General features: G+C 64.5%; 21 protein-coding genes. 9 read left to right on the forward strand and 12 right to left on the reverse strand.

Annotation, left to right across the window (positions count from 1 at the left end):
- Positions 1–7: 7 nt before the first annotated feature.
- The 6 genes from JAB4_RS24730 to JAB4_RS24755 form a co-directional block, all read right to left on the reverse strand.
- A complete protein-coding gene (locus JAB4_RS24730) occupies positions 8–1,402 on the reverse strand; it encodes an efflux transporter outer membrane subunit (RefSeq protein ID WP_070223497.1) in 1,395 nt (464 codons plus the stop codon).
- The gene (locus JAB4_RS24735; protein WP_343216316.1) at positions 1,399–2,505 is read right to left on the reverse strand and encodes an HlyD family secretion protein; all 1,107 of its coding nucleotides are present in this window, start codon (positions 2,503–2,505) and stop codon (positions 1,399–1,401) included. The genes JAB4_RS24730 and JAB4_RS24735 overlap by 4 nt, the downstream gene beginning before the upstream one ends.
- Positions 2,506–2,560: 55 nt before the next feature.
- The gene (locus JAB4_RS24740) at positions 2,561–4,255 is read right to left on the reverse strand and encodes an MFS transporter (RefSeq protein ID WP_070223501.1); all 1,695 of its coding nucleotides are present in this window, start codon (positions 4,253–4,255) and stop codon (positions 2,561–2,563) included.
- Between the two features lie 188 nt (positions 4,256–4,443).
- Positions 4,444–6,855: a catalase gene (locus JAB4_RS24745; RefSeq protein WP_070223503.1), complete on the reverse strand. Its 2,412-nt coding sequence runs from the start codon at positions 6,853–6,855 to the stop codon at positions 4,444–4,446.
- Positions 6,856–7,096: 241 nt separating this feature from the next.
- Positions 7,097–7,450 (reverse strand): hypothetical protein, encoded by a 354-nt coding sequence (locus JAB4_RS24750; protein ID WP_070223505.1) that lies wholly within the window; start codon positions 7,448–7,450, stop codon positions 7,097–7,099.
- Positions 7,451–7,782: 332 nt separating this feature from the next.
- Positions 7,783–8,196 (reverse strand): DoxX family protein, encoded by a 414-nt coding sequence (locus JAB4_RS24755; protein ID WP_217494569.1) that lies wholly within the window; start codon positions 8,194–8,196, stop codon positions 7,783–7,785.
- 184 nt (positions 8,197–8,380) lie between these two features.
- Between JAB4_RS24755 and JAB4_RS24760 the strand changes: the two genes are divergently transcribed.
- The 3 genes from JAB4_RS24760 (at position 8,381) to JAB4_RS24770 (ending at position 10,932) form a co-directional block, all read left to right on the forward strand.
- Positions 8,381–9,361 carry an alpha/beta hydrolase gene (locus JAB4_RS24760; protein ID WP_083287040.1) on the forward strand — a complete coding sequence of 327 codons (981 nt, stop codon included), beginning with the start codon at positions 8,381–8,383 and terminating at the stop codon, positions 9,359–9,361.
- A gap of 156 nt (positions 9,362–9,517) precedes the next feature.
- On the forward strand, positions 9,518–10,279 hold the full coding sequence (locus tag JAB4_RS24765; RefSeq protein WP_070223507.1) for a sensor histidine kinase: 762 nt from the start codon (positions 9,518–9,520) through the stop codon (positions 10,277–10,279).
- 8 nt (positions 10,280–10,287) lie between these two features.
- Complete coding sequence (locus JAB4_RS24770; protein ID WP_070223509.1) at positions 10,288–10,932, forward strand: response regulator transcription factor; 645 nt, start codon at positions 10,288–10,290, stop codon at positions 10,930–10,932.
- A 23-nt stretch (positions 10,933–10,955) separates the two neighbouring features.
- On the opposite strand, the gene JAB4_RS24775 is transcribed toward JAB4_RS24770, so the two are convergent.
- Both JAB4_RS24775 and JAB4_RS24780 read right to left on the reverse strand, forming a co-directional pair.
- Positions 10,956–11,237: a XapX domain-containing protein gene (locus JAB4_RS24775; protein ID WP_070223510.1), complete on the reverse strand. Its 282-nt coding sequence runs from the start codon at positions 11,235–11,237 to the stop codon at positions 10,956–10,958.
- 72 nt (positions 11,238–11,309) lie between these two features.
- On the reverse strand, positions 11,310–11,996 hold the full coding sequence (locus tag JAB4_RS24780; RefSeq protein WP_035828118.1) for a hydrolase: 687 nt from the start codon (positions 11,994–11,996) through the stop codon (positions 11,310–11,312).
- A 198-nt stretch (positions 11,997–12,194) separates the two neighbouring features.
- Between JAB4_RS24780 and JAB4_RS24785 the strand changes: the two genes are divergently transcribed.
- Entirely contained in the window at positions 12,195–12,827 is a 633-nt protein-coding gene (locus JAB4_RS24785; RefSeq protein WP_070223512.1) for a response regulator transcription factor, read from the forward strand.
- Here the strand turns inward: JAB4_RS24785 and JAB4_RS24790 are convergent.
- Complete coding sequence (locus tag JAB4_RS24790) at positions 12,801–15,875, reverse strand: sensor histidine kinase (protein ID WP_070223514.1); 3,075 nt, start codon at positions 15,873–15,875, stop codon at positions 12,801–12,803. The two genes, JAB4_RS24785 and JAB4_RS24790, sit on opposite strands and share 27 nt — an antisense overlap.
- A gap of 8 nt (positions 15,876–15,883) precedes the next feature.
- The gene (locus JAB4_RS24795) at positions 15,884–16,582 is read right to left on the reverse strand and encodes a YoaK family protein (protein WP_070223540.1); all 699 of its coding nucleotides are present in this window, start codon (positions 16,580–16,582) and stop codon (positions 15,884–15,886) included.
- Between the two features lie 244 nt (positions 16,583–16,826).
- Between JAB4_RS24795 and JAB4_RS24800 the strand changes: the two genes are divergently transcribed.
- The 4 genes from JAB4_RS24800 (at position 16,827) to JAB4_RS24815 (ending at position 21,207) form a co-directional block, all read left to right on the forward strand.
- Positions 16,827–18,701, forward strand: a complete 1,875-nt coding sequence (locus JAB4_RS24800) for an amidohydrolase (RefSeq protein ID WP_070223517.1) — start codon at positions 16,827–16,829, stop codon at positions 18,699–18,701.
- A 9-nt stretch (positions 18,702–18,710) separates the two neighbouring features.
- Entirely contained in the window at positions 18,711–19,799 is a 1,089-nt protein-coding gene (locus tag JAB4_RS24805; RefSeq protein WP_070223542.1) for a porin, read from the forward strand.
- A 98-nt stretch (positions 19,800–19,897) separates the two neighbouring features.
- Positions 19,898–20,719 carry an AraC family ligand binding domain-containing protein gene (locus JAB4_RS24810; RefSeq protein WP_070223520.1) on the forward strand — a complete coding sequence of 274 codons (822 nt, stop codon included), beginning with the start codon at positions 19,898–19,900 and terminating at the stop codon, positions 20,717–20,719.
- A gap of 77 nt (positions 20,720–20,796) precedes the next feature.
- Positions 20,797–21,207, forward strand: a complete 411-nt coding sequence (locus tag JAB4_RS24815) for a cupin domain-containing protein (protein WP_070223522.1) — start codon at positions 20,797–20,799, stop codon at positions 21,205–21,207.
- Between the two features lie 261 nt (positions 21,208–21,468).
- Here the strand turns inward: JAB4_RS24815 and JAB4_RS24820 are convergent, their stop codons facing one another.
- On the reverse strand, positions 21,469–21,861 hold the full coding sequence (locus tag JAB4_RS24820; protein ID WP_139143593.1) for a hypothetical protein: 393 nt from the start codon (positions 21,859–21,861) through the stop codon (positions 21,469–21,471).
- A gap of 572 nt (positions 21,862–22,433) precedes the next feature.
- Between JAB4_RS24820 and JAB4_RS24825 the strand changes: the two genes are divergently transcribed.
- Entirely contained in the window at positions 22,434–23,315 is an 882-nt protein-coding gene (locus JAB4_RS24825) for a nucleotide-binding protein (protein ID WP_070308421.1), read from the forward strand.
- A gap of 552 nt (positions 23,316–23,867) precedes the next feature.
- Here JAB4_RS24825 and JAB4_RS24830 read toward each other — a convergent pair.
- Positions 23,868–25,169, reverse strand: a complete 1,302-nt coding sequence (locus tag JAB4_RS24830) for a Y-family DNA polymerase (protein WP_070223523.1) — start codon at positions 25,167–25,169, stop codon at positions 23,868–23,870.
- Position 25,170: the final 1 nt, after the last annotated feature.

Here is a 25,170-nt window from a genome sequence, read left to right on the forward strand (position 1 = left end):
CACGCATCTATTGCGTCTGGGCCGACCAGCCGCCGCCCATGGCGCGGTACAGGTCGACCGAGGCGACGAGGATGCGCGTCTTCAGCTGCAGCAGCCCCACGTCGGCGCTGTACAGGGTGCGCTGGGCGTCGAGTTCCTCCAGGTACGAGGCGTAGCCATTGCGGTAGCGGTTATGCGCGATGCGCAGGGTGTCTGCCGCCGCGGCGCGGCGCGCGTCGTTTTCCACGGCTTGCTGCTGGAGGCGGTAGAGGGCGCCCAGGCTGTTCTCCGTTTCGGCGAACGCGTTGCGCACCACGTTTTCATACGCGTACACGAGCTGGTCGCGCTGCGCGCCGGCCGCATCCGTCTGCGCCTGCACGCGCCCGCCATCGAACAGGGGGCCGGCCGCCAGCGCCGTCAGACGCCACAGGGCAGTGGGCGCATGCAGGAAATCGGTGAGCGTGGTCGCCTGCCCGCCGCCCACGGCCGTCAGCTTGAACGAGGGCAGCAGCTGGTCGCGCGTGGCGGCCAGGCTGGCGTTGGCGGCCGCCAGGTTGTGTTCCGCGCGCGCGATGTCGGGCCGCCGGCGCAGCAGTTCGGACGGCAAGCCGGCCGGCACGCCAGGCGCCGCCAGCCCGGCCAGCGGCAAGCCGCGCGCGATGGGGCCGGGATTGCCGCCGACGAGGATGGCCAGCGCGTTTTCCTGTTCGAAAATCTGCCGCTGCAGCTGCGGCACCTGCTCGGCCGCCGCGTGGTATTCCGATTGCGCCTGCAGCCATTCCAGGCGCGAGCTGTAGCCCACCTCGAACTGCTTGCGCGCCAGCTCGCGCGACTGTTCGCGCAGCTGCAGGGTCGATTGCGTCAACTCCAGCTGCGCGTCGAGGCCCCGCAGATTCAGGTAACTGGTCGCCACGCTGGCGGCGATCGACAGGGCTGCCGCATCGAGGCTGGCCTGCTCGGCGCGGTAACTCTCGCCGGCCGCGTCGCTCAGACTGGCCAGCCGGCCCCACACGTCGATTTCATAGCTGGCCTGCAGTTCGGCCTGGAAGACATTCGTCACATACGGCTTGCCGCTGGACGCCAGGGTGCGCGTGCGCGTGGGCGAACCGTCGAAGGCCAGATTGGGCGCGCGGTTCGCGTCGGCCTGCGCCAGGCGCGCGCGGTATTCCTGCACCCGGGCGCGCGCCACGCGCAAGTCGCCATTGCGCGCCAGCGCCTCGCCCACCAGGTCGCTCAAGACCGGATCGCCGAAGGCTTGCCACCACAGTTGCTCGACATGGGCACCCGTCGCCGCAGGTGCGCCGACGGCTTGCGCGCGCCAGCCGGACGGCAGCTGCAGTGCCGATGCGGGCTGCGGCGGCGCGTTGGCGGCGCAGCCGGCCAGCGCCAGCGCACCGGCCATCAGCAGGTGACGGCGCTTCATGGCTTGGCCTTCTTCGGTGCAGGCGGGGGCGCCGGATTGTCCGCCGAGTCGTTCAGCACGGCCGACGTGTCGACGCTGACCACCACCGACATGCCCGGCACGAGGCGGCGCGCATTCGCCTGGCCCGGATCGATGCGGATGCGCACGGGAATGCGCTGGGCAATTTTGAGGTAGTTGCCCGTCGCATTATCGGCCGGCAGCACGGAAAACTCGGACCCGGTGGCCGGCGAAACGCGCTCCACCTGGCCCGTCAGCACGGCGCCGTCGAGCGCGTCGACGTGGAAGGTGGCGCTTTGCCCTTCCTGCACGCCGTTCATCTGCGTTTCCTTGAAATTGGCGATGACCCACATCTGGCGCGGCACCAGCGCCATCAGCTGCGCGCCCGAATTCACATAGGCACCCTGGCGCACCGTCACCTGGCCCAGCTGGCCGTCGGAGGGCGCGACGATGCGCGTGTTATCGAGGTCGATCTTCGCCGCCTTGACGGCCGCCTGCGCGTTGGCCACGGCAGCCTCCAGCGCCTGCTTGTTGACCACCACGGAATGCACGCTTTGCTGAGCGATATCGAGATTGGCGCGGGCCTGTGCCAGCGCGGCCGCCATCTGCGCCTGCGTGGCGCGCGACTGGTCGTGTTCGCGCTGCGACAGCGAACCGTCGGCCACCAGCTGCTCCACCCGGCTCAAGTCCGCGCTGGCCTTGCGCGCCTGCGCTTCCGCGTTGGCCAGCGCCGCCTCGCTGACGGAAATGCCCGCCTGCGCGCTGGCCTTCTGCTGCGCCCAGTTCGACAGCGCCGCCTGCTGCGCGGCCAGCTGCGCCTGCGCCTGCTCGTAGCGCTGCTGGTAGATGCGGTCGTCGATGCGCACCAGCAGCTGGCCTTCCTTCACATCCATGAAGTCCTGCACCGTCACTTCCACCACATAGCCCGACAGCTGCGTGCCGATGATGGTCACCTGCCCCCGCACGGTGGCGTTTTCCGTCGTCACGATGGGGCTGGTGAACGGTGGCAAACGCCATGCATACAGCACGATCAGCACGCCCACCAGGGCCACGGCCGCAAAGGCCAGCGCGGACAGCCACTGGTGACGCCGGTCCGGCTGTGTCATGGAAGGCGCTGCGTGTGCGGATGGCGGTGCAGGCGTCGGTACTGGCGGCGGGGTGTTATTTTCTGTCATTGCTCGGTTCCGAATTGGTAATGGGGACGATGGCCATGGCCGTCTGCGCATCGCGCACGGGGCCGACCAGGCGGCGCGCGCCGGTGGTGATGCGGGTCCAGAACTGGCTGACCAGCATCCAGATCAGGGTGGCGACGGCGACGCCGGCGATCATCAAAAAGACGTCGTTGTAGGCGAGGACATTGGCTTCGCGCGTGGCGACGGCGCCCAGGCGGGCCACGCCCTGGGCGCTGCGCAGCGCCGGGTCCGTCAGCACGCCGCCATAGCTTGCGGCACCGGACTGTACGCGCGCGGCCACCTGCGGGTCGAGCATGGTGAGGTGCTCGACCAGATAGCTGGAATGGTATTTTTCGCGCGTCGTCTGGATGGTGCCGACGATGGCCGACCCGAGCAAGCCGCCCAGGTTCTGCGTCATGGTAAACATCACGGAAAAACTCACCAGGTTGCGCGGTTCGGCGATCACGGCGCCCATGCCGGCCACCATGGTGGGACCGAGGAAATACGTGCCGCCAAAGGCCAGCAGGAATTGGCTGACATACATGTTGACGGGGCGCGTCTGGCTGGTGGCGTGCGCGTCGATCAGGGCGCCGGCTGCGATCAGCAGCAGCGCGAACATCAGCGAGCGGTTCAGGGTGGCCGGATTGATCGTCAGCGCGCTGACCACCAGGCCCGCCACGCTGCCCAGCAGGACCACGATGAACAGGTTCTGCATCTGGTCCGTGTTCAGCCCCAGCGCCTGCAAAAAGCCCACGGCGCCCGTCGATTCGGACAGCACGATGCGAAACAGCAGCACCGATAAAAACAGCTTGGCGATCTTGCCCGTGGTGAGCCAGCGCGTGTTGAGCAGCGGGCGCGCGCGGTTATGCTCGATGGCCAGCGAGGCGGCGATCAGCACGATGGAGCCCGCCAGGCACACGCCCACCCACTCCGATTCCATCCACCACGCCGTGCGTCCCTGCGCCAGCACGGCGCACAGCAGGGCCACGCCGGGCGCGAACAGAATAAAGGTGAGGAAATCGAGCGGCTCGAACGTCTGCACGCGGTCGCCGGGCGGCAGCTTCAGGGCCAGCACGCAGCCCAGCGCCAGCAGGGCCAGTCCCAGCTCGAACAGGTACAGGCCGTGCCATTCGCCGATCTGCAGCAGTTCAGACGTGAAGATGCGCGCCAGCGGCAGCGCCAGCTGGGCAAAGCCCAGGCCCAGCACCACGCCTTTAAGGCGGTGCCGCGCGGGAAACGCCTGCAAGGTGTAGTACAGCCCCAGCACGCCCAGCGCGCCGCCCACCATGCCATGCGCGGCGCGCACGGCGATGGCCGACGGCAAGGTATTGGCATACAAGTGGGCGAACGTCACCAGCGCATACAGCACCAGGAACGCTTCCGTAAACAGGCGCAGGCCGAATTGCTGGCGGAACTTCACCAGCAGCAGATTCATGGACACGATGGTCATCACGTAGGCGGCCGGCAGCCACTGCATCTGGTAGGCATAGGCGGCCAGCGAACCTTGCAGGTTCAGCAAATTGGCCGTCACCAGGCCGTTACCGAGTCCCCCCGTCAGCGCGACGATCAGGCCGACGATGAAATACGCGACACGCTTGGGCGTCGAATGTTCGGGCATCGATGGCGACCCGGGCAAGGTCGGACGTTCGCCCGGCCCCCAGGTGCGAGGTGTGTACTTGTCCATGCGGTAATCGCGATCCGGTTTGCTGAAGCCGTTCTTTGCTGCAGTGATAGAAATAGTTGCAAATGAACAGTTCTAGTCAGCAGCATATCATCGCAGGACGTTTTTCTTGTTTACATTGTTGCGCACTGTTGCGCACGGTTACGCCAACGGGGCAAGCCAGGCCGGCCCCGCTGACGCTCAAACGGACATCACACGCGGGGCGGATCCGTTTCGCGCGCAAACGCCCGGTGCGCGGCCAGCGCCTTTTTAAAGGCCGCCACGCCTTTCGCCACGTCGCCCGCCGGCACGACGATGATGGCGGGGTCCGGCTTGCCGTCGGGCAGGGTCACCGGCACGCCAGCCTTGTCCAGCAAGCCCTTGCCCGCGCCGATGGCCAGCATCGGCTTGCAGTGCCGGTATTGCAGGCGCAGGAAGTCGAGCGCGTTGGCGTCGCTGCCCAGCTGCTGCACGGCGCCCTGGCCATCCGGTATCACGACGGCGTCGAACAGCACGGACGGTCCCGTTTCGAGCGAGATTTCCACGTCGAGCGGCGCGCCGCCGCTCGTGTCGACTTTCCCCAGATGGCTGCCCACGAGGCGCGGCACGGCGCCCTCGGCCAGCAAGGATGCATAGATGTTGCGCACCTGCGCCCCATCGCTGCCCGGCCCGACGAGGATGGCCACGCGCAGGGTATGAATGCCTGTCTTGCCGGGGCGGAAAAAGAGCGACAGGGCCGGCGACGGCGGATACGCAGGAATCGGCAGCATGGACACGGGCGGCATGACGGGCGGCAGCGCCAGGCCCAGCGCATCGGCCAGGCGCTGCGCCAGGGTCTCGTCGACATTGCGCAGCATGGCGACGATGCGCTTGCGAATCGCCACCGTCTGCACCTTGCTCAGTTCAAAGCGGAACGCATGCACGATATGGTCTTGCTCGACCGGCGTCTGGCTGATCCAGAACAGCCTCGCCTGGCCAAAGTGCTCGGCGAATTTCTCGGGCTTGCCGCGCACCTTGTCGCCCTCGGCGGAGGCGGGAAAACTGTTGAAGCCCCTGGCGCCGGCCTGGAACGGGCAGCCGCCCGCCAGCGAATTGGGCTCGTACGCGACCCGGCCCCGGTTGATGGCCTGGCGGTGGATGCCGTCGCGCTGGTTGTTGTGCACGGGTGCCAGCGGCGAGTTGATGGGGATTTCATGGAAGTTGGCGCCGCCCAGGCGCGTGATCTGCGTGTCGATATACGAGTGGATGCGACCCTGCAGCAGCGGATCATTGCTGAAATCGATGCCGGGCACGATGTGCGCCGTGCAAAAGGCCACCTGCTCCGTCTCGGCGAAAAAATTGTCGGGATTCCGGTTCAAGACCATTTTCCCGACGGGTATCAGGGGCACCACCTCTTCGGGAATCAGCTTGGTGGGGTCGAGCACGTCGAAGGGAAACGCTTCGGCCTGCGCTTCCGTGAAGACCTGGAACGACAGCTCGTATTCGGGATACTCGCCGCATTCAATCGATTCCCACAGGTCGCGCCGGTGGAAATCGGAATCGGCGCCGCTGATCTTGACGGCTTCGTCCCACACGAGCGAGTGCGTGCCGGCCATGGGCGACCAGTGGAATTTACAGAACACGGACTGGCCCTTGGCGTTCACGAGACGGAAGGTGTGCACGCCGAAGCCCTGCATCATGCGGTAGCTGCGCGGGATGGCGCGGTCGGACATGACCCACATCAGCATGTGCGTGATTTCCGGCGACAGCGAGGCGAAATCCCAGAAGGTGTCGTGCGCGCTGGCCGCCTGCGGCATGCCGTTGTGCGGCTCGGGCTTGACCGCATGGACCACGTCGGGAAATTTCATCGCATCCTGGATGAAGAAGACGGGGATGTTGTTGCCGACCAGGTCCCAGTTGCCCTCGTCCGTATAAAACTTCACGGCAAAGCCGCGCACGTCGCGCGCCGTGTCGGTCGAGCCGCGCTCGCCGGCCACGGTGGAAAAGCGCACGAAGACGGGCGTGCGCTTGCCCGCCTTGGCGAACGGCGCGGCGCGCGTCAGCTTGCTTTGTTCCTTGTAGCATTCGAAATAGCCGTGGGCGGCCGAACCGCGCGCATGCACGACGCGCTCGGGGATGCGCTCATGGTCGAAATGCGTGAGCTTTTCACGCAGGATGAAATCTTCCATCAGGGTGGGGCCGCGCAAGCCCGCCTTCAGCGAGTTCTGGTTGTCGCCCACGGGCACGCCCTGGTTGGTCGTCAGCACGCAGCCGCTGTCGTCGCTGCGGGCGCCATCCAGCGAGCTATTCAGCGCATTCTCGCCCAGCGCGGGCTGGCCATCGCCCGTCTTCGGCGACGCCAGCGTTTCGCCCGTGGTGCTGGCCGTGGCCAGCGGTTCGCCGGCCGCCACATGCACGCCTTCGATCGGCGTGCGCGCCGCCTCACCATACTGGCCATCTTCCTTGGGATTGTCGGCCATGGCGGCGGACAGCTGCTGGCTGGCGGCCGTCTTTTGCAGCAGCGCGCGGGTCACGTCATTGTCAGTGCCCAGGCTGTTTGGCGCATTGCTGTCGGATGGGCCGGACATGCTGCTCAATACGGAACCCGCACCGTCCGTGGACGGCGTTTTCTTGGTGGTAGCCATTACATCTCCTGTGAGTAGTTTGCCCCGGGAAGTAACGCTACAACTCCCTCATTCAGCGCACGAACAGGGCAATCAAAATAATGATGGGAATAGGTATGCCAATCAACCACAACAAAATGGAGCGCATCATCACTCTCCTTTACTGCTTGCTACTACCTTGTGTGCGTGGGCGCTGGCCCTCTCCGCCATGACGGCGAAGGGAACAGCGCCCACGACAAATGCTTCCAGGAAGGCGTAAAACTTATTTACGCGAACCCAGCAATTTCGACAGGCCATAGCCGGCCGCGGCCGCAATCAGCAGGGACATGGCCGGGCGCTCGCGCACATAATCGCGGCCCGTTTCGCCCGCGCGCTGGCAAGCGACGCCCAGTTGCTTGCCGCGCGCCATCAGGCGCTCCGAGGCCTTGCTGACGGTGTCGCTGACTTGCTCAATGCGGTCGCCCACCTGGTCCACGCTGTCATGCGCGCGCGTGGCGACCTTGTCGGCCAGAGGCTGTGCCTGGCTAGCCACCTTGTCGATGGTGCGGTGCAAATCCTGGCGGGTTTCCTGGGCGGTGCCGTTCATCTCGGAGCTGGTTTTTTCAATCGCGTTCATGATGGTTTCCTTTAATAGTGAATAAATCAACCATGCTCGATGCCGTGACCGAATCATGATTCTCCTCGCTTCTGGGAAAAAGAAGCGGCTAAACGCTGCCGGGCTGAGCCATATCAAACACTGGATCAGCAGCAAGCTGTTGGCACCACCTTAACCGCGCCCGCCGCGCGCCACCGTGCGCTGCCACACCTTGAGGCACAGACTTAAATTCCTGATGGAAATAACAATCCCCGCCGGCCTGGTGGGGCGGACGGGGATCGGGGTGAAATGGTGTTATTTAGGCGTAGGTCGGGTTAGCGGAGCGTAACCCGACACATCGTTGACATCACCGCTTACGCCCGCAACCGCGCATCGAGCGAATAGCGTCCCGCGCCACTGATGGCAATGGTGCCGAAGACGATGATCAGCAGCCAGCCGAACTGCCCGTCGGCGATGCTCCAGTCCGGATGCACGAGCAGCATCGACACGCCCAGCAGGAACAGCAGGGGCAGGCAGGCCAGGCGCGTCAGCAGGCCGGCGGCGACCAGCAACGGGCAGAGGATTTCCGCGAACAGCGCGCAGTACAAGGTGACGGCGCGGCCCAGGTGCAGCGGGTCGTCGATGTGCGCCAGTTCCTCGGAAAAATGCAGCAGCTTGGGCAAGCCGTGCACGTGCAGCACCAGCAGCACGCCCGCCACGCGCGCAAACAGCAGGCCGGCATCGGGTAAAAAGGGGCCGGCCAGCGCCGCCATCCAGTGTTTCTTCATCTTCGCTCCAGTGGGAAAGGCAAGCGGCGCGGCGCGCCGCCGCCAGCCATCATAGGCAGGCGGAAGACCCGGCGCGACTGGTCTTTTGGCAGAGGCGCCGGCGCGCGCGAAGGCCTAGACTGGCCGCTGCCATCACTGGTCCAGGCCGTAAGCGGCCCCTCCCCCATCCCCGAAGGAAAACATCATGTCGAAGAAAATCGAAGCCGAAGAAGTCAATTCCCGCCGCAAGCTGCTCGTCAGCGTCGCCGGTGTCGCCGCCGGTGCGGGCCTGCTGGCCGCCGGTGGCGCCAGCGCCGCCGCCAAGCCTGCCGCTGCCGCCGCCGCCGCGCCGGGCAAGCTCACCGTCAACAAGGTCACCGTGAAGGACGGCACCGTCATCCATTTCAAGGACTGGGGCACGGGCACGCCCGTCGTCTTCAGCCACGGCTGGCCATTGCAGGGCGACGCCTGGGAAGACCAGATGATGTTCCTGGCCAGCCACGGCTACCGCGTGATCGCGCACGACCGCCGCGGCCACGGCCTGTCGAGCCAGCCATGGCAGGGCAATGACATGGATACCTACGCCGACGACCTGGCCACCCTGCTCGACGCGCTCGACATCAAGGGCGCGACTCTGGTCGGCCATTCGACGGGCGGCGGCGAAGTGGCGCGCTATATCGGCCGGCATGGCGAAAAGCGCGTGGCCAAGGCCGTACTGGTGGGCGCCGTGCCGCCGCAGATGGTCAAGTCGGACACCAATCCCGGCGGCTTGCCGATGTCCGTCTTCGACGGCATCCGCGCCGGCGTGCTGGCCGACCGTTCGCAATTCTTCAAGGATCTGACCGTGCCCTTCTTCGGCGCCAACCGTCCCGGCAACAAGGTGTCGCAAGGCATGCGCGACACCTTCTGGCTGCAGGGCATGCAGTGCGGCATCAAGAACGCCTACGATTGCATCAAGCAGTTTTCCGAGACGGATTTCACTGCCGACCTGAAGAAAATCTCCGTGCCGACCCTGGTCGTGCACGGCGGCGACGACCAGATCGTGCCGATCGACGCTTCCGGCAAGGCTGCGGCCAAGCTCATCAAGAACGCCAGGCTGGTCATCTATGAAGGCGCGCCGCACGGCTTGCCGGCCACCCACAAGGACCGCCTGAACGAAGACTTGCTGGCCTTTATCAAGTCCTGATCCGCTCTTCGCACCGCCGGCCCGCCCGGCGGTGTTTCCCGCCCCTGCCTTGCAAAAAAACCGTCCGCCTCCCCCATTCGTATAAGTGCCCCGGCGACGATGCCATGCATACTTGTTGCAATACGGCATACGCCGCGACAGCACAGGAGCACGGCGATGGCCAGCATGCATTATTTCCCTCAACAGCAAGACCCCGGCCTGGCGCAGGCCCAGCGCATGGGCGGCATGGGCGGCATGGGCGGCATGGGCGGCATGGGCGAATTTGCCGCATCGGTCGCGCACGAGGTGCGCCAGCCGCTGGCGGCCATCGCGCTCAATGCCGATGCCGCCTTGCGCTGGCTCGACCACGATCCGCCCCGCCTCGACGAGGCGCGCGCGGCGCTGGCCCTGGTCGCCAGCGCCGGCAGCCATGCCAGCGCCGTGCTGCGCAGCGTGCATGGCCTGGCCTGCCATGCGCCGGGCAGCCATGTGCAGTTTGTCGCCGACGACGCCGTACAGGAGCTGCTGCCGCTGCTGCGCGCGCCGCTGCAACGCCACGCCATCGACCTGCAAACGCGGCTGGCGCCGGGCCGCCCGCTGCTGCATGCCGACCCGGTGCAATTCCGGCAAGTCCTCCTGAACCTGCTGATGAACGCCATCGAAGCCCTGCAGGGCACCCGTGGCCGGCCGCGCACGGTGCTGCTGTCCTCGCGCCTCGATGAGGGCGTGCAGCATTTCAGCATCGCCGACAATGGCGCCGGCATCGCGCCGCAGGCGGTCGGCCGCCTGTACCACGACCTGTATTCCAGCAAGCCGGACGGCATGGGCATGGGCCTGGCCATCTGCCGCCGCATCCTCGACGCGCATGGCGGCCGCCTGTGGCATGCGCCCGGCGCGCCCCATGGCACAGTCTTCCACTTCACCCTGCCAGCACCATGAGCACAAGCATGCACACGCCCCGCGACAACGCTGCCCCTATTTCGCTGCTGATCGCCGACGACCACCCGCTGATCCTGGCCGGCCTGGCCTCGCTGATCGCGTCACTGCCCGGCTTGCGCTTATTGGGCCAGGCCGGCACGGGCAGCGCCGCCGTGGCGTTGTACCGGGAGCTGCGTCCCGACGTGGTGCTGATGGATTTGAACATGCCGGAAATGCATGGCGTCGAAGCGATCGAGCGCATCTGCGCGGACGATGCGCAAGCGAAGATCGTCATCCTCACCACCTACCAGGGCGAGGACAGCGTGCACCGGGCCCTGCGCGCCGGCGCGCGCGGCTACCTGCTGAAGGATTCCGGCTTCCTGCAACTGACGCAATGCATCGGCCAGGTGGCCGCCGGCAGGCACTATCTGCCGCCGGAACTGGCGGCGCAGCAGGCCGGCCGCATCGAGGCGAACCGCCTGTCGAAACGCGAGCACGACATCCTGCTGCACCTGTCTGCGGGCAAGAGCAACAAGATGATCGCGCGCAGCGCCGGCATCGAGGTGGGCACCGTCAAATTTCACGTAAACAATATTTTGACCAAGCTCAACGTATCAAGCCGCACCGAGGCGGCCACGGTGGCCGCCCGGCGCGGCTTGCTGGGCGCGTTCTAGCGTTTTGACTCGGCAAACGGGGTTCAGGCGGCGCCGTCGTCCTGCTGCTGCGACCGGGCCTTGGCCACTGTCGGTTTCGCTTCCACGCCGCTGATCTTCGGCACGCATTCGCTGCGCAGCCACGATACCGTCACGGCTTCGCCCGCCATCAGGCGCTTGACGCTGGGGACGATCTGTTCGCCGATCAGCATGCCCAGCAGGCCGATCAGGGCAATGGCTGGCGGCGCCGGCGAGCGTACCTGCAGGACGGCATAGATGATGCCAACCAGCAAGCCCACGGCCAGCGAAATCACATATAACTTCATGGCGCATTCCTTTCAATAAAAAAAACGCCGCGCACGGTCAGGCGCGCGGCGCATGGCATGGCCGCGCGGCGTTTACTTGGCCGGCACCGGCGCCAGGGTGGCGTGTTCGCCATGGATGCGCTGCGGCGCCTTGTGCACCATCGTGTAGGCGTAGTCGACGCCCATGCCGTAGGCGCCCGAATGTTCGCGCACGATGGCCATGACGGCGTCATAGGTCGCCTTGTGGGCCCAGTCGCGCTGCCATTCCAGCAGCACCTGCTGCCACGTCACGGGCACCACGCCGGCCTGGATCATGCGCTGCATGGCGTAGTCGTGCGCTTCCTTCGAGGTGCCGCCCGATGCATCGGCCACCATGTAGATCTCGTAATCGCCTTCGAGCATCGCGCACAGGGCGAAGCTGTTGTTGCACACTTCCGTCCACAGGCCCGAGACGACGACTTTTTTCTTGCCGTTGGCGGCCAGCGCATCGCGCACCTTCTGGTCATCCCACGAATTCATCGAGCTGCGCTCGAGGATATCCTTGCCGGGGAAGACGTCCAGCAGTTCCGGATAGGTGTGGCCGGAGAAGCTTTCCGTTTCCACCGTGGTGATGATGGTGGGGATGTTGAACACCTTGGCGGCCTTGGCCAGGCCCACGGTATTGTTTTTCAGCGCCTGGCGGTCCATCGACTGCACGCCGAACGCCATTTGCGGCTGCTGGTCGATGAAGATGATCTGGCAATTGTCGGGGGTAAGGACTTCCAGTTTCGGATTGGTCATGATGTCATCCATGAAGAAAGGGTTGAGTGGGTACTGCCGTGCATCGTATGCCTGGCGGCGTGCCCGCACCACTATCTAAATATAGGCTCCCCCCGAGCAATCCCCCTCTGCAGGCTGGCGGGCGCTGCGGTAAAATACCTTTTGCTTACCATCTTCCGACGACTCTTGATCGATCACTCCTCTTTGCCAGGCAACGTCATGCGCAGCGATGCGGCACCGATACGCGTCCTCATCGCCGACGACCACCAGTTGCTGCTCGACGGCATCGCGGCCCTGCTGCGCGCCTTTCCCGGCGTGGCGCTGGTGGGTCAGGCCACCGATGGCCAGCAGGCGGTGCAGCAATTTGAGGCGCTGCAGCCCGATGTCACGCTGATGGATTTGCAGATGCCGCGCATGAGCGGTCTTGACGCCATCGGCGCCATCCGCGCGCGCCATCCGCAGGCGCGCATCATCGTGCTGACCACCTACAAGGGCGACACGCAAGTGTTGCGCGCCATCCGCGCGGGCGCGTGCGGCTATGTGCTGAAAAGCGCGCTGCGCCACGAATTGCTGGCGGCGATACAGAACGTGTACGCGGGACGGCGCCACATCACGCCCGAGATCGAGGCGGAGCTGGCCCTGTATGCCTGCAGCGACGTGCTGTCGAACCGCGAACTGGACGTGCTCAAGCAGGTCGCGCAAGGCAATTCCAACCGCGAAACGGGCGCCCTGCTGCAGATCAAGGAAGAAACCGTCAAAGCGCACATGAGCACCATCCTGGCCAAGCTGGGCGCCAGGGACCGCACCCATGCCGTCACCATCGCGCTACGGCGTGGCATCCTCGACGCCTGAACGGCGCCAGCGCTGCCACCAGCGGCGCAAGGGCCCGTGCGCCGCCGGCCAGGCGCGCCGCGCGGGTACCCGCAGGCGCCACTGCGTGCCGCCGCCGTCGCGCCCGCCCACGGACAGGCGCGCACCGAGCCTGGCGGCGCGCTCGCGCATGCCGGGCATGCCCCAGTGTCCGGGAATCTGTCCGTTCGCCGCGACCACCGGCGGCAAGCCCTGGCCATCGTCGCGCACGACCAGTTCGATGCCGCCGCGCGCATAGCGCACCGCCACCTCGACCACCTGCGCACGCGCGTGCTGGAAGGCATTGCGCAGCGCTTCGCTGGCGATGCGGTAGATTTCGTGCGCGGCGCGCGCATGCAGCATGCGCGCCTCGCCCTCCTCCGCATAGCGGAACACGATGCCGTGCTGCGCCGCCAGCCGTTCGCCTTCGCGCCGCAGGATGGCGCTCCAGCGCGCGCCGCCATCGTCGCCGGCGCGCAGGTCGTGCACATGGTCGCGCCCCTCGCCCAGCATGCGGTCGGCATCGTCGAGCGCGCGCAGCATGGCGGCGCGCGCGGGATCATCCTCGGCGATGGCCATGCTGGCATTGTGAAAGTGCAGGATCATCGCCTGCGTGCCCTGCAGCAGGGTATCGTGCAGCTCGCGCGCGATGCGTTCGCGCTCGGCCTGTTGCGCCTCCATCCGCACCTGCAGGCGCGCGGCGTGCTGGCGCAGCCGCCAGCGGTAGGCGCCGTACGCTGCGGCCAGCAGCAGCGCCGCGCACAGGCTGCGGAACCACCAGGTCTGGTAAAAGGCGGGCAGCACGCGGAACGGCAGTTGCGCCACAGCGCTGTCCACGCCGTCGCCATTCGCCGCTATTACTTCGAAGCGGTAGCTGCCCGGACCCAGGCCCGTGTACTGCGCCAGGCGCCGCCCGCCCGCCTGCTGCCACTGCGTATCGTAGCCGTCGAGCCGGTAGCGGAACTGCAAACGCTCCGGCGTGCCCAGACTGGCGGCGTTGTAATGAAATTGCACGTCGCGCGTGCCGGCCGCCAGCTGCAGGCCCGCGCTTGCGGGCGGATCGACGCGCCGGCCGTCTGCCAGCAGCGCGCCGATTTCCACGCGCGGCGCCGGCAAGGCCGCAAGCGCCTGGCGCGGATCGATCCAGAACGTCGCGCTCTGGCGCGAAAACCAGATCTTGCCATCGTCCGCTTCGGCCACCGAGCGGTTGTGCAGCATGCCGATGCTGCCGTTCAAGCCATCGACGGCGTCGTACGAGGTGGCGCGCATGGCATGGGCGGCGTCGCGCAGCGCCAGTTCCACTTGCGCGGCGGGAATCTGCGCGGCGCCGCTGCCATGATTGAGCCACAGGCTGCCGTCGCGCGCGCGCAGCAGGCCCACCACGCCCTCGGTGGCACTGGCCGGCTCGCTGCGCAGGGCGACGAAGCGGCCGCCGCGCCACAGCGCCACGCCACGCTGCCCGCCCGCCCACACCTGCCCGTGGTATTCGATCAGCATGGGAATCTTGCCCAGGTCCAGGCCCTGCGCGGGACCGAAGGCGTGCAGCCGCCCCTTTTCCAGCATGGCGACGCTGCCATCGGCATACGACAGCCACAGGCGCCCGGCCGCGTCGGCCAGCAGCGCCAGCGGCACTTTCGCGCCGCCATCGGGCAACAGCGGTTCGCGCCGCCAGGTCCCGTCGCGGTACTGGAACACCCCGGCGCCACTGAACACGCCCCAGATGCTGCCATCGGGCGCGAGCACGCCGGCGCGCATACGCTTGAGCGCGGCCGCGCCCAATGGATAGGCGATCGTGCGCAGCATGCGCCCATCCGCGCCGGCCAGCTGCTGCAGGCCGGCGCGGGCCGCCACCCACAGGCCGCCCGGCGCTGCCAGGATGGCGCTGACGGGCCCCAGGCGCGGCGCGCGCAGCACCGTGCCGTCGGCCCGCGCCAGCAGCAGCGGCCCCAGGACGTCGTCGCGCGACAGCCACATCGCGCCTGCCGGTCCGGTCAGCATTTCCTGGGTACGGAACACTTCGGCCACGCCGGGCGCGGCGCGCGTGCGCAGGACCACGGGCGCGGCCTGGCGGAAACGGTCCAGGCCGCCATACGTGGAAACCCAGACATTGCCTTCATTGTCGTCGCACATGGAGCCGACGAGGACATTGCTCAAGCCATCGCGCGGCAGGAACGATTCCGTGTCGCTGCTGATGCCCAGCTGCCCCGGCGCCAGCGCGCCGGCGCTGCGCGTGCGGTGCAAGCCGTACTGGCTGTCGAACCACAAGGTGCCCGCGCGGTCGACCAGCATGCTGCCGCTGGTGCCGCTGGTATCGCGGTAAATCCACCGATGATCGAGCTGCTCGTAGCGTTCCAGCGACTCGATGATGCGGATGCCGCGCATCTCCAGCAAATAGATGCGGCCGTCCGGTCCCTGCTGCGGCGGCGCGCGCAGATCGAGCCGGCCGATGGGCGGCGCGAAGCGCGACTGCGTCGCCTGCCATATGAACAGGCCTTTTTCACTGAACACGGCGACGCGGCCATCGCGGTCGGCAAACACGGCGGACGCCTTTTGCGCCGTGTAGCCCTGCGCCGCTCCCATCGTCTGCCAGCGCCGGCCATCGAAGCGCGAGATGCCGGACACGCCGGCCGCCCACACGGCGCCGTCGCCGCCGATGGCAAAGCCCCAGATGGCGCCCGCCTGCACGCCCTGCGGCTCGGCATAATTGCGCACCACGCCATCCTTGACGTGGCTGATGCCGCCCACTTGCCAGCCTATCCACATGCCGCCGTCGGCGGCGCGCTTGAGCGCCAGCGCCACCGTGTCGGGAAAGCTGCCCTGGCGCACACGCACGGGCTCGAAGCGCAAGCCGTCGAAACGGCGCACGCCCGCATGCGTGCCCAGCCACAGGAAACCGTCATGGCCCTGTGTCATGACGATGATATCGTCGGGCGCGCCGTCACTGGCCGTCCAGCGCGTGTGCTGCAGCTGATGGATACCGCGCGCGGCATCGATGGCCAGCCCGCAAGGACTGGCCAGCATGAACATCAGCCACAGCAGGAAGGCGCGCATGGCGGCCGTCAGGACACGGGCACGGCGGTCCGACCGCTACGCTGCTCCACCACGATCAGGCCGCCCAGCAGCACCAGCGGCACGGCCAGCGCCGCGAAACCGAAGACCAGGTAGCCAAAGCCGGCAGCGATGGCGCCCAGCGCAAAGGCCAGCAGCGGCCAGAAAAACTTCCCGCAGCGCGCACGCGTGCCGCCATCGGCCGCGCCGCGCAGCACGTCGACGGTGTCGAGCACGATCTGCGTCACGTTCCCCGTCATCATGGAGGTGGGCGCCAGATGCGCCAGCAGCAGACGGCTGGTGGCACTGTGCACGCCCATGGCGGCCGTGCCCAGCAAGCCGGCCAGCATCGCCAGCGTGCCCACTTCCTTGCCGAGCGGCTCGGCCAGCACGCCGAACACCATGAAACCGGCCAGCAAGATCCATTGCAGCAGGAAGGCCAAGGTCAGCGCCGGACCGCCACGGCGCTCGATGGCCAGCACCATCAGGCGCGTGACGACGATGCCGGCGATAAAGGCGGGAAAGGCGAGGATTTTCAGCAGGATGGGGATGCGCGTCGGTTCGGCCAGCGCGGCGCCGATCAGCACGAAGTTGCCCGTGACATGGGCGGTGAACAGGCCGAACAGGGCGATAAAGCCCAGCGTATCGACATACCCGGCCAAAAAGCCCAGGCTGGTGCCGTATAAACGGCTGTGTGGTGCTTGATCCATGAGGACTCCCTGCGATGCGGTAAACCGCGATAAAAAATGCATCCGGACGCATGCCCAGCCGCTACTGCCGGCATGGTAATCCATGTCGCGCGCCGCCGCACCCGCCCTTAGACCAGTCGGCGCGCCGCCATACCTGCCATACCTGATCTTTTGGCCCGTGTCCGCTCCCGGGCCCTGGGCTACACTGACCGCAGATCCTGGCCGCGCCCCGGCCTCCCCCGCATTGCCACCATGGAGCCGCATCATGACCGAACCGACCCTTTCCTCCGCCGCGCCGCTGATACTGATCAACGGCTGCTTCCACACCGTCGACAAGTCGTGCCCGCAGGCGAGCGCCGTGGCCATCGCCGACGGCAAATTCCTCGCTGTCGGCGATGCCGACGACGTCATGCGCCACCGCAAGCCGGACAGCCGCGTGATCGACCTCGGTGGCCGCACCGTCATTCCCGGCCTGAACGACTCGCACCTGCACCTGATCCGCGGCGGCTTGAACTACAACCTGGAACTGCGCTGGGAAGGCGTGCCCTCGCTGGCCGACGCCCTGCGCATGCTCAAGGATCAGGCCTTGCGCACGCCGAACCCGCAGTGGGTGCGCGTGGTCGGCGGCTGGAACGAATTCCAGTTCGCGGAAAAGCGCATGCCGACCTTGGATGAAATCAACGCGGCCGCGCCCGACACCCCCGTCTTCATCCTGCACCTGTACGACCGCGCCTTGCTGAACCGCGCGGCCCTGCGCGTGGTCGGCTACGACAAAAATACGCCGAACCCGCCCGGCGGCGAAATCGTGCGCGATGCTGCCGGCAACCCGACGGGCATGCTGATCGCGCGGCCGAACGCGATGATACTGTATGCGACCCTGGCCAAGGGCCCGACCTTGCCGCGCGAACTACAAGTCAATTCCACGCGCCAGTTCATGCGCGAACTGAACCGCCTCGGCATCACCAGCGCCATCGATGCGGGCGGCGGCTTCCAGAATTATCCGGAAGACTACGCGGTGGTCGAGGAACTGGCGCAAAAGGAGCAGCTGACCATCCGCATCGCCTACAACCTGTTCACGCAAAACAAGGGCCGCGAACTGGAGGATTTTGAAAAATGGACGGAGATGGTCACGCCGGGCCAGGGCGACGATTACTACCGCCATAACGGCGCCGGCGAAATGCTGGTGTTTTCCGCCGCCGACTTCGAGGATTTCCTTGAGCCGCGCCCGGACCTGGCGCCCGGCATGGACGACGAACTGGAAAAGGTGGTGCGCCACCTGGTCTCCAAACGCTGGCCCTTCCGTCTGCACGCCACCTACGACGAATCGATCGACCGCATGCTGACGGTCTTTGAAAAGGTCAACCGCGATATCCCATTCGACGGTCTGCACTGGATGTTCGACCACTGCGAAACCATCACGCCGAAAAACATCGACCGGGTCAAGGCGCTGGGCGGCGGCATCGCCATCCAGCACCGCATGGCCTTCCAGGGCGAATACTTCGTCGACCGCTACGGCGCGGAAGCGGCCAAGGCCACGCCGCCGATCGCCCGCATGCTGGCCTCGGGCGTGCCCGTGGGCGGCGGCACGGACGCCACCCGGGTCGCCAGCTACAACCCGTGGACGGCGCTGTACTGGCTGGTATCGGGCCGCACCGTGGGCGGCTTGCGCCTGTACGACGCGGGCAGCCGTTTGTCGCGCGACACGGCGCTGGAACTGTGGACGGCGGGCAGCGCCTGGTTCTCGAGCGAGCAAGGCAAGAAGGGCCGCATCCAGGAAGGCATGCTGGCCGACCTGGCCGTGCTGAGCGCGGATTTTTTCAGCATCGATGAAGAGGCGATCAAGTCGATCGAATCGGTGCTCACCATCGTCGGCGGCAAGATCGTCTACGGCCAGGCGGAATTTTCCCATCTGGCGCCGCCAGCCATCCCCGTGCTGCCCGACTGGTCGCCCGTGAAAAACGTGGCCGGCCACTACCGCGCCGCGCCGCCGCAAAAGACCAGCGCCATGCAACAGCACCAGTGCCAGGGCGCCTGCGGCGTGCACGCCCACGCCCACGACGTGGCGCGCAAGAGTTCCGTACCCGTCTCCAGCCACTCCGGTTTCTGGGGCGCGCTGGGGTGCAGCTGCTTTGCGTTTTGAGGCATGGTGATGCGTGTATTCTCATGCGCTGCCGGCGCCCTGGCGCTGGCGGCCGCCCTGCCCAGCCATGCGCAGGAAAACGTGCAGCTGTACGGCCGCCTGAACGTGGCGCTCGAAACGCTGCACTCGTCCGGCAGCGGCGACAGCGTGCAGCGCGTCTCCAACAACCGCTCCGTGCTCGGTTTTCGCGGCAGCGAAGACCTGGGCGGCGGCTGGCAGGCCCTGTTCCAGGTCGAGGGCACCCTGGCACCCGACTCGGGCGCCGGCAGCCTGGCCGCGCGCGACACGCGCGTCGGCATTGCCGGACCGTGGGGCACGCTGTTTGGCGGCAACTGGACCCTGCCCTACAACAGCGCCACATCCGCGCTCGACCCGTTCTACCCCACAACGGCCGGCTACATGAGCTTGATGGGCAATGGCTCCGCCTCGAACGATAGCAATACCAGCAACACCTACTCGTTCGACCGGCGCCAGCAGAATAGCCTGCATTACTGGTCGCCGCCATGGCAGGGCTGGTCGCTGCGCGTGGCGCGCGGCATGGGGGAAGAGCGGCCCGCCAGCGGCGCGCATCCGGCACTGACTTCGGCCGCATTGATCTACGACGGCGGCGCCCTGTACGCCACCCTGGCGCAGGAAGACCATCACGACTACCAGGGACGCGGGCTGACCGACCGTGGCAGCAAGCTGGCGATCGCCTGGCGGATCGACAGCGCCACGCAACTGGCGGTGGCAGTGGAAAGCCTGCGCTATGCGACGCCCACGGGTGAGCTGCGCCGCCGCACGGCCTACTTTTCCGCCACGCGCCAGTTCGGTCCCCATGGCTTGCGTTTCGGCCTGGCGCATGCCCAAAGCGCCAGCGGCGGCGCGCTGGAAACCATCGGCACGGTGCGCGCGGGAACCGGTACGGGCGCCACCCACGCCACCGCCGGCTACGACTACCAGCTGTCGAAACGCAGCAGCCTGTATGCCTACTACACGTGCCTGGCCAACGGCAGCAACGGCGTCGCCGACTTTGCCATCAACAGCCTGGGACGCGACGCAGCAACCAAGGGCGCCACCTTGTCGGGCGTGGCGCTGGGAATCCGGCACAATTTCTGAGCCACGATTTCCAATACGGCGGTTTTCGTGGACAACCCCGCGCGCGGCGGGTACAGTCAGCAATCGGCAACCAGGGCAGGCATCCAAAGACAAACACCATGAAGCGAGCACCAGCGCCAGCGCGCAGCGACTGGGTCAAGTGCGCCGAACCGGTACAAGGGGTCGAACGCATCGAGGCATGGTTCAAGGGCAAGGCCTATGCCATGCACCGCCACGACACTTACGCCATCGGCCGCACGCTGGCGGGCGTGCAGCGTTTCAGCTACCGCCGCGGCCAGCGCGACAGCCTGCCCGGCAATACCATGATCCTGCACCCGGACGAGGCGCACGATGGCCAGGCGGGCACCGACGCCGGCTTCCGCTACCGCATGCTGTATATCGAACCGGCGCTGTTCCAGGATGTGCTGGGCGGACGCGCGCTGCCCTTCATTGAAGGCGGCGTGTCGACCGATCCCCGCCTGGCGGCCGCCACGTCCGCCTTGCTGCCGCACGACGGCCACCCGCTCGAAGCGCTGGAACAGAGCGAGGCGCTGGCCGAGCTGGCGCATGCGCTGGCGGCGGCAGCCGGCACGCCGGCGCAACGTCCAAAAGGCGACTTCCTGGCGGCGCGGCGCGCGCGCGACTATTTGCAGGCGCACTGCACCCACGCCGTTACGCTGGCGCAGCTTGAAGCGGCAACGGGACGCGACCGCTGGAGCCTGTCGCACGACTTTCGCGTGTTCTATGGCACCAGCCCCTACCGCTATCTGACGATGCGGCGCCTGGAGAGGGTGCGGCGCCTGCTGCTGGCAGGCAGCACGCTCGCCTCGGCCGCCATGGCCGCGGGCTTTGCCGACCAGAGCCACATGACGCGACATTTCCTGAAAACCCATGGACTGACGCCTGGCCGCTGGCTGCGCTACGCCAGCGGCCAAGGCTGAAAACACCCACGATCGTTCAATACGGCCGGCAGGCGCCTGCGTATTCTGGCTGTATCGCCACTTGAACGGAGCACAGCATGACTATCACCACCACCACGCGCGGCCAGGGCCGGTCCATCGACCTGGCAGGCAAGGTCTCCCTGTTGGAGGGGCACTGGCAGCCGCGCGTCATCGCCGAAATGAATGACTACCAATTCAAGGTCGTCAAGGTACTGGGCCAATTCCAATGGCACCGGCACGCCGATACGGATGAAACCTTCATCGTGCTGGACGGCGAATTGCACATCGCCCTGCGCGGCCCTGGCTACGCGGAAGGACACGCCATCGTGCTCACTGCCGGCCAGATGGCCGTGGTGCCCAAGGGTGTCGAACATAAACCGTGCGCCCTCGCCGAAACCAGGCTGCTGCTGATCGAGCCGCGCGGCGTGGTCAACACGGGCGACGGCGACGCGGGCGAGCGCACTGTGGAGAACGATCAGTGGATTTGAAGCAGGAAAGATAACAGTGACAAAAACAAAAAACCCGCTGACTTTTGCAAGTCAGCGGGCTTTCTGATGAAACCTGGTGCCGTTGGCCGGAATCAATTCCCAAATAAAATCAATAACTTATATAAAAAATTGGTAAATTTATGTCAAAAATTATTAACCCACTACCGGCAACATACCAGATTAATCCGCAGAATACCGGCCATGCAACAGCTTCACTGGACTTATAAATATTTCATTTTTTATTCACGGTATTGCGGCACTTTAAAGGAAAAGCGTACGTGGAAGATAGATCAGAAGATGCCAATAGGCTATCATCACCGCTATTGTCTTAACACTAAAAAAAAATATCGTTGGCCAGTTAATCGCTGGGTGAACGACAAAATCTTGATCATCTTTAACACCTGAACGATCTTTTCGCCACTGCAAATTTCCCCACAATACTGTCGCAACTGCGTATTGCATAAAATCAATCGCTAGCGCAATTACAATACAAGTTAGTGGCCACACAAGCTCATCTGGAATTTTTGGAGCGCCATCCACGGTCTGCTTGAAAAGCCAAACAATAGCGATACCTCCCAGGCCAAGTTGCCTAACCAAGTCACTCGTCTTCCCTGAAAAGAAATAGTACTGATCACGTGCTTTTTCTAGTTTCATTTTTTTCGAGGTCCTCCACTACCTGTTCCCCCAGGGCCAGATGCGACTTTAGCGGCGGGCTTTGCTGCGGCCTTGGCCGCAGGCTTAGCCGCAGCCTTTGGACGTGCTTGAGCAAGTGCAGAGCCAGCTGCCGACTTTGCTGCCGTGCTTGTTCTTCCATCAGAAAGCACCTTAGAAGCAGCTGTAGCGGCCTTTGGAGATGTTACTTTGGAGTTGTTTGTCTGCGCCAAAGTGCTGCCCGCCGCTGTCTTTGACTTGGGACTGGTATCGCGACTTGAGAGAACTTTCGAAGCGGCAGTTGCCGCCTTAGGCCCGGTTGATTTAGTTACCATGAAAGCTCCAGAATGAGTATGTTACGTCCAAAAAGTTGCTCAGAAAATCATACCTCATTTTTGACGAATCGCTGAAAATACTCTGCTTCCGGTGGTTATCCCGCTTCCAATTGGTCCGTACTTACTGTGATTTCACGACGACGTAGAACCTTCCACAGCATCGCCAGCATGTCTAATGATGGCTATTTTTATTAGATTTTCGGGCATAATGAGTTTCGGAGCATTTACGGAACTTAAAATATGGCTACTCGCAAAGCACCTCCGCCTCCAGCGCAGGCTAACTTGACCCCAGAGCAAATGCGCAAGGGAGTCCTTCGCCTCAACCGTCTAATTGAAGATATTGAGAGCTTTGACGAGACGACATTGACGAAGCGCTGGGCACCAGAACTACGAAGCTTAGAAACCACAATCGAAGGAGCTTTGGCGTCGGTTTTCGGACATCAGACTGTTGAATATCGACGATACGCAGATGCAACCCAGTTGGACCATGGCCCAGTCTCTATAGTGTACAGCGACTACGACCAACAAAATGATGCTAGGAAGGCCCGCATTTACGTTGCGGAAGGTAAATCATCAGCAGTGCTAACCTTGAAATCTGCAATAAAATGGCTGCAAGATGAAATCAGCGACGCGTCCGAGTCTGAAGTAGCTTCCAATGGCTCACCTTCTATAAGCAACGTCTCTCGAAAGATTTTCATTGTTCACGGCCACGATGACGTTGCCCGACTGACTGTGGCACGGTTTATAGAAAAGATTGGCTTCGAAGCAATTATTTTGAGCGAGCAATCAAACCAGGGCAGAACCATCATTGAGAAAATAGAAGCACACGGCGATGTAGGTTTTGCCGTTGTTCTGTTGACCCCCGACGACGTAGGAGGGAAAACTGCTGACACATTACAACCACGTGCCCGTCAAAATGTTTTACTTGAACTTGGTTATTTTATGTGTCGGCTTGGGCGAAGCCGAGTCTGCACTCTGGCAAAAGGGAATTTAGAAATTCCAACAGACTTTGCTGGAATGGTATGGGAACCCTTGGACGATGCCGGTGCTTGGAAATTGGCTTTGGCACGCGAGCTTAAAGCCACGGGCTACAGTGTTGATTGGAATCTGATTATGGGTTGAAGGCACCAGGATTGTGATTCCTGTTGTCGTGGGTTCGAGCCCCATCAGCCACCCCACCGAATAAGTAGGAAAATCAAAGGGTTACATGCTTCGGCTTGTAACCCTTTTTTTGTATTTTCCAACGGTTTTTCAGACTTTCCAACGCGCCCCCCGCAACATTCATCTTTCCTTTGCGATTGCGCAGTGTGCCATTACCCCGCAAATGACACCTTAGTTACCTCATCAACTTACTGTATAAGGTGCCGTCTATGGCGTGCCCCACAAAATACTTAATTGCTTTCTCTGCATTATCTTGCAGTTCAGCGCCGGAGCTGCCTCAGCCAGCAGCGCTAGAAATTGGGCAAAATAGTTTCGTCGTTGCCGCTCGATACGGCACCCCGACAAGCTACCAACATCAAGGCGACTACCTGCAGCTGAACTATGGAAGCACCGCGGCTGACTGCCGACTCATTGTTCTGGTCGACCAACGGCAACGCGTAGTCGGCTGGGCATATTCAGGGACATCGTGCCCGATACGCTGATTGGATAATTACTTATGCGAAAAGGGTTTGCCTACTTCGCAAACACTTTCGGCAGCTCGGTCCAGCTGGTGGTATATCGCGGCGTACGATTCTCGGACAGCATCGCCCAGCGCCGGGCGACGCCAGCAGAGCCGAGGTGCACCGTGTCGCGTCCATAGCGGTCATTGATGGCATCGAGCGCAGCCATTGCGCGAACCGAGCGCGCCCTATCAGGAACAGCATCAAATAGCACCGCCTGACGCTGGGTATCCGGCTGCAGGTTCATCAACATGATCCCAGCCTTCTTGTATTTGAAACCTTCGCGATAAATCATGACCAGGCCGTGCAGTGCGGCGCCGGCCAACACGCGGTTGTCGGCACTGGGTTCGACCAGGGGGATGGTAATTCCGTTGCTGTATTGTTCGTCCTGGTTGCGGAACCGGTTCGTTTGAACGAAAACATGAACGGCACCGCAAAGGGAGCGCTGGCCGCGCAGCTTCTCGCCGGCGCGCGCTGCGTAGGTCGATATTGATTCGCCCAGTTCGGCCGCCGTCATGACCATGGAGCCGAAGGAGCGCGACGACACAATTTCTTTGCGCGGCGGCGCCACCTCTTCCAGCTCCAGGCAAGAAATGCCGCGCAGCTCGTTGCAAGTGCGCTCAAGCACGACGCCGAAGTGCGCCCGCATACTGCTGGGTGGCGCGTCTTTCAAGTCAAGTACGGTGTTGATGCCCATGGCCCGCAACTTGGCGCTGATGCGCCGCCCGACGCCCCACACCTCCCCGACATCGATGCGCTGCAGCAGCCAGGTAGTCCGGGCTTCCGACATGGTCGTGAAGTCGGCAACGCTGTCGAATAGAGGAAATTTCTTTGCCACGTGGTTGGCCAGCTTCGCCAATGTCTTCGACTGCCCTATGCCAACACACACGGGCAGGCTGGTCCACTGCGCCACCTTGGCGCGGATATCCTGCCCCATAACTGTCGGCGAAGCCCACAAGCCGCCCAGGCCGTTCAGACTTAGAAACGATTCATCGATCGAGTAGACCTCGACATTGGGGCTGTAGGTGCGCAGGATGGTCATGATGCGGTTGCTCATGTCCGCGTACAGGGTGTAATTGGAAGAAAGCCCCACGATGCCGTGCTGGCGCGCAAGGTCGCGCATCTGGAACCAGGGGGCGCCCATCGGCACGCCCAGGGCCTTCACCTCGTTCGACCTGGCGACGGCGCAGCCATCGTTGTTTGACAGGACAACCACCGGGCGGTCGCGCAAGCGGGGATTGAACGCGCGCTCGCAGCTGACGTACATATTGTTCACGTCGACAAGCGCAAAAATCTGCTTGGTCGGGTCGCTCATG

Source organism: Janthinobacterium sp. HH102, from assembly GCF_001758625.2.
Lineage (GTDB): Bacteria > Pseudomonadota > Gammaproteobacteria > Burkholderiales > Burkholderiaceae_D > Janthinobacterium.